The sequence below is a fragment of the Bordetella sp. 15P40C-2 genome, from assembly GCF_009763235.1.
Taxonomy (GTDB): Bacteria; Pseudomonadota; Gammaproteobacteria; order Burkholderiales; family Burkholderiaceae_B; genus Bordetella_A.
On record NZ_WSJA01000023.1, the window covers coordinates 1 to 5538 of the forward strand.

At 52.0% G+C, this 5538-nt stretch carries 2 tRNA genes and 2 rRNA genes; all 4 read left to right on the forward strand.

The features are described 5' to 3' along the window. Positions 1-312 precede the first annotated feature (312 nt). Positions 313-1843, forward strand: a 16S ribosomal RNA gene (locus GOQ25_RS10545). 145 nt (positions 1844-1988) lie between these two features. Continuing rightward, positions 1989-2065, forward strand: a tRNA-Ile gene (locus GOQ25_RS10550). Between the two features lie 49 nt (positions 2066-2114). Further along, positions 2115-2190 (forward strand) — tRNA-Ala (locus GOQ25_RS10555). Between the two features lie 385 nt (positions 2191-2575). After that, a 23S ribosomal RNA gene (locus GOQ25_RS10560) occupies positions 2576-5461 on the forward strand. The 16S and 23S rRNA genes sit together here with 2 tRNA genes alongside, the layout of an rRNA operon. Positions 5462-5538 lie beyond the last annotated feature (77 nt).

Sequence of the window (5538 nt, forward strand, 5' to 3'; positions counted from 1 at the left end):
AAATGCGAAACAAAACGACTTGACAGCTTGAAAAAAAGCCTTCATAATCTCGTTTCTCTGCTGCTAACACAGCGAGGCAAGCAGTAAACGCAGTACCTGCTCTTTAACAACGAAACAACCGATAAGTGTGGGCGCTTGGTAGGCGGCACGATCGAGACGCTGATTCGTCAGTGGCTTTGATCGAAGCTAAATAAATCAAGCGCACACATTTGAAGTGAAGTACCTTGAATGTCAATGATATTCATAGAACCTCACTTCCTTTGAGTGAAGTGCCCGGGTCTTCGGATCGGGGTGCGAAATTAAACAGAGATTAAACTGAAGAGTTTGATCCTGGCTCAGATTGAACGCTAGCGGGATGCTTTACACATGCAAGTCGAACGGCAGCGCGGACTTCGGTCTGGCGGCGAGTGGCGAACGGGTGAGTAATGTATCGGAACGTGCCTAGTAGCGGGGGATAACTACGCGAAAGCGTAGCTAATACCGCATACGCCCTACGGGGGAAAGCGGGGGACCTTCGGGCCTCGCACTATTAGAGCGGCCGATATCGGATTAGCTAGTTGGTGAGGTAAAGGCTCACCAAGGCGACGATCCGTAGCTGGTTTGAGAGGACGACCAGCCACACTGGGACTGAGACACGGCCCAGACTCCTACGGGAGGCAGCAGTGGGGAATTTTGGACAATGGGGGCAACCCTGATCCAGCCATCCCGCGTGTGCGATGAAGGCCTTCGGGTTGTAAAGCACTTTTGGCAGGAAAGAAACGGCTCCGGCTAATATCTGGAGCAACTGACGGTACCTGCAGAATAAGCACCGGCTAACTACGTGCCAGCAGCCGCGGTAATACGTAGGGTGCAAGCGTTAATCGGAATTACTGGGCGTAAAGCGTGCGCAGGCGGTTCGGAAAGAAAGATGTGAAATCCCAGAGCTTAACTTTGGAACTGCATTTTTAACTACCGGGCTAGAGTGTGTCAGAGGGAGGTGGAATTCCGCGTGTAGCAGTGAAATGCGTAGATATGCGGAGGAACACCGATGGCGAAGGCAGCCTCCTGGGATAACACTGACGCTCATGCACGAAAGCGTGGGGAGCAAACAGGATTAGATACCCTGGTAGTCCACGCCCTAAACGATGTCAACTAGCTGTTGGGGCCTTCGGGCCTTGGTAGCGCAGCTAACGCGTGAAGTTGACCGCCTGGGGAGTACGGTCGCAAGATTAAAACTCAAAGGAATTGACGGGGACCCGCACAAGCGGTGGATGATGTGGATTAATTCGATGCAACGCGAAAAACCTTACCTACCCTTGACATGTCTGGAATGCCGAAGAGATTTGGCAGTGCTCGCAAGAGAACCGGAACACAGGTGCTGCATGGCTGTCGTCAGCTCGTGTCGTGAGATGTTGGGTTAAGTCCCGCAACGAGCGCAACCCTTGTCATTAGTTGCTACGAAAGGGCACTCTAATGAGACTGCCGGTGACAAACCGGAGGAAGGTGGGGATGACGTCAAGTCCTCATGGCCCTTATGGGTAGGGCTTCACACGTCATACAATGGTCGGGACAGAGGGTTGCCAACCCGCGAGGGGGAGCTAATCTCATAAACCCGATCGTAGTCCGGATCGCAGTCTGCAACTCGACTGCGTGAAGTCGGAATCGCTAGTAATCGCGGATCAGCATGTCGCGGTGAATACGTTCCCGGGTCTTGTACACACCGCCCGTCACACCATGGGAGTGGGTTTTACCAGAAGTAGTTAGCCTAACCGCAAGGGGGGCGATTACCACGGTAGGATTCATGACTGGGGTGAAGTCGTAACAAGGTAGCCGTATCGGAAGGTGCGGCTGGATCACCTCCTTTAAGAGCTAGGCCTGCTTATTAAGCGTCCACGCTTATCGGTTGTTTGTTTGAGAGTGTATAGCTGGGATCGGTGAGCAGTCGCAGTCGAGAGGGGATACCTCCCTGTGTGGCTGCGGATTCTGAGCTGACTGATCCAAGACAGTTTGGGTCTGTAGCTCAGTCGGTTAGAGCACCGTCTTGATAAGGCGGGGGTCGTTGGTTCGAATCCAACCAGACCCACCAGGTTTGCTGGATGGCGATGTGGGCGAGACTGCATCGGCGTGTAGGAAATGGGGGTGTAGCTCAGCTGGGAGAGCGCCTGCTTTGCAAGCAGGATGTCATCGGTTCGATCCCGTTCACCTCCACCATTAACTGCGGTTTTGAGGCGCAAACGAGTGATTCAAAATTGTGTATAATGGAGGGCTTCGCTGAAAACGCAGCGAGGTGCAGCAAAAAGCGTAGAGTTCAACAGATAGCGTCGAAACTACGGTGGTTAAGTAGTTGAAACTTCGCTGTTATCTGTTGAGTTTTACTCAGCAAGTTATACATTCGTTCTTTAACAATTAGGAAGAAGCACAACGAAATGTGTTCATGAAGTAGTGTGCGGAAACGTTCACGAACATGGATACGGGTTGTGATTGCATTAGATTTAGTTCCAAGTCTCAAGACAGATCGCAAGGTCTGTAGCTTTGATACTTATGAACGGCACAAACGCGAAACATATCAGCGTCCTATAAGACTTCAGTGTTATAGGATCAAGCGACTAAGTGCACATGGTGGATGCCTTGGCGATCACAGGCGATGAAGGACGTGGTAGCCTGCGAAAAGCTGCGGGGAGCTGGCAAACAAGCTTTGATCCGCAGATGTCCGAATGGGGAAACCCACTGCAGCGATGCAGTATTCCTGACTGAATACATAGGTCAGTGAAGGCGAACCGGGTGAACTGAAACATCTCAGTAACTCGAGGAAAAGACATCAACCGAGATTCCGAAAGTAGTGGCGAGCGAAATCGGAAGAGCCTTTACGATTTAGCATTTTAGATAATCGAACGGAATGGAAAGTCCGGCCGTAGCAGGTGATAGCCCTGTAGATGAAATCTAGAGTGTGGAACTAGGCGTAAGAGAAGTAGGGCGGGACACGTGAAATCCTGTCTGAAGATGGGGGGACCATCCTCCAAGGCTAAATACTCGTGATCGACCGATAGTGAACCAGTACCGTGAGGGAAAGGCGAAAAGAACCCCGGAAGGGGAGTGAAATAGATCCTGAAACCGTGTGCATACAAACAGTCGGAGCCTCTTTATGGGGTGACGGCGTACCTTTTGTATAATGGGTCAGCGACTTACATTCAGTGGCAAGCTTAACCGAATAGGGAAGGCGTAGCGAAAGCGAGTCCGAATAGGGCGATTCAGTCGCTGGGTGTAGACCCGAAACCAGATGATCTACCCATGGCCAGGTTGAAGGCACGGTAACACGTGCTGGAGGACCGAACCCACTAATGTTGAAAAATTAGGGGATGAGCTGTGGATAGGGGTGAAAGGCTAAACAAATCTGGAAATAGCTGGTTCTCTCCGAAAACTATTTAGGTAGTGCCTCAAGTATTACTGCAGGGGGTAGAGCACTGTTATGGCTAGGGGGTCATGGCGACTTACCAAACCATGGCAAACTCCGAATACCTGCAAGTACAGCTTGGGAGACAGAGCACCGGGTGCTAACGTCCGGACTCAAGAGGGAAACAACCCAGACCGCCAGCTAAGGTCCCAAATTATTGCTAAGTGGGAAACGAAGTGGGAAGGCATAGACAGTCAGGAGGTTGGCTTAGAAGCAGCCATCCTTTAAAGAAAGCGTAATAGCTCACTGATCGAGTCGTCCTGCGCGGAAGATGTAACGGGGCTCAAGCAATAAACCGAAGCTGCGGGTGTATATCTTAGATATACGCGGTAGGAGAGCGTTCTGTAAGCCTGCGAAGGTGGCTTGTAAAGGCTGCTGGAGGTATCAGAAGTGCGAATGCTGACATGAGTAGCGATAAAGGGGGTGAAAAGCCCCCTCGCCGTAAGTCCAAGGTTTCCTGCGCAACGTTCATCGGCGCAGGGTGAGTCGGCCCCTAAGGCGAGGCAGAGATGCGTAGCTGATGGGAAGCTGGTTAATATTCCAGCACCGTCGTACAGTGCGATGGGGGGACGGATCGCGGAAGGTCATCAGGGTGTTGGATGTCCCTGTTGCTGCATTAGAGAAGGCGCTTAGGCAAATCCGGGCGCGTGATTCAAGGGTGTGGCACGAGCGAGCATTGCTTGCGAAGTGATTGGAAGTGGTTCCAAGAAAAGCCTCTAAGCTTCAGCTGTACGAGACCGTACCGCAAACCGACACAGGTGGACGGGATGAATATTCCAAGGCGCTTGAGAGAACTCAGGAGAAGGAACTCGGCAAATTGATACCGTAACTTCGGGAGAAGGTATGCCCCTGTAGTGTGAAGCGCCTGCGCGCTTAGCATGAAGGGGTCGCAGAGAATCGGTGGCTGCGACTGTTTATTAAAAACACAGCACTCTGCAAAGACGAAAGTCGACGTATAGGGTGTGACGCCTGCCCGGTGCCGGAAGGTTAAGTGATGGGGTGCAAGCTCTTGATCGAAGCCCCGGTAAACGGCGGCCGTAACTATAACGGTCCTAAGGTAGCGAAATTCCTTGTCGGGTAAGTTCCGACCTGCACGAATGGCGTAACGATGGCCACACTGTCTCCTCCTGAGACTCAGCGAAGTTGAAGTGTTTGTGATGATGCAATCTACCCGCGGCTAGACGGAAAGACCCCATGAACCTTTACTGTAGCTTTGCATTGGACTGTGAACCGGCCTGTGTAGGATAGGTGGGAGGCGCTGAAACCGAGTCGCCAGATTCGGTGGAGCCAACCTTGAAATACCACCCTGGTTTGTTTGCGGTTCTAACCTTGGTCCGTTATCCGGATCGGGGACAGTGCATGGTAGGCAGTTTGACTGGGGCGGTCTCCTCCCAAAGTGTAACGGAGGAGTTCGAAGGTACGCTAGGTACGGTCGGAAATCGTGCTGATAGTGCAATGGCATAAGCGTGCTTGACTGTGAGACTGACAAGTCGAACAGGTGCGAAAGCAGGACATAGTGATCCGGTGGTTCTGAATGGAAGGGCCATCGCTCAACGGATAAAAGGTACTCTGGGGATAACAGGCTGATACCGCCCAAGAGTTCATATCGACGGCGGTGTTTGGCACCTCGATGTCGGCTCATCTCATCCTGGGGCTGTAGCCGGTCCCAAGGGTATGGCTGTTCGCCATTTAAAGAGGTACGTGAGCTGGGTTTAAAACGTCGTGAGACAGTTTGGTCCCTATCTGCCGTGGGCGTTGGATACTTGACGGAGCCTGCTCCTAGTACGAGAGGACCGGAGTGGACGTACCTCTGGTGTACCGGTTGTCATGCCAATGGCATTGCCGGGTAGCTAAGTACGGAAGAGATAACCGCTGAAGGCATCTAAGCGGGAAACTCGTCTGAAGATTAGGTATCCCGGGGACTTGATCCCCCTGAAGGGTCGTTCGAGACCAGAACGTTGATAGGTCGGGTGTGGAAGCGCAGTAATGCGTTGAGCTAACCGATACTAATTGCCCGTGCGGCTTGATCCTATAACTCTGTAGGTTTTAATGACCTGATATGAGCGTAGCGACAAGTGCCGTTTATATAAATTCGTCAAACATGACCC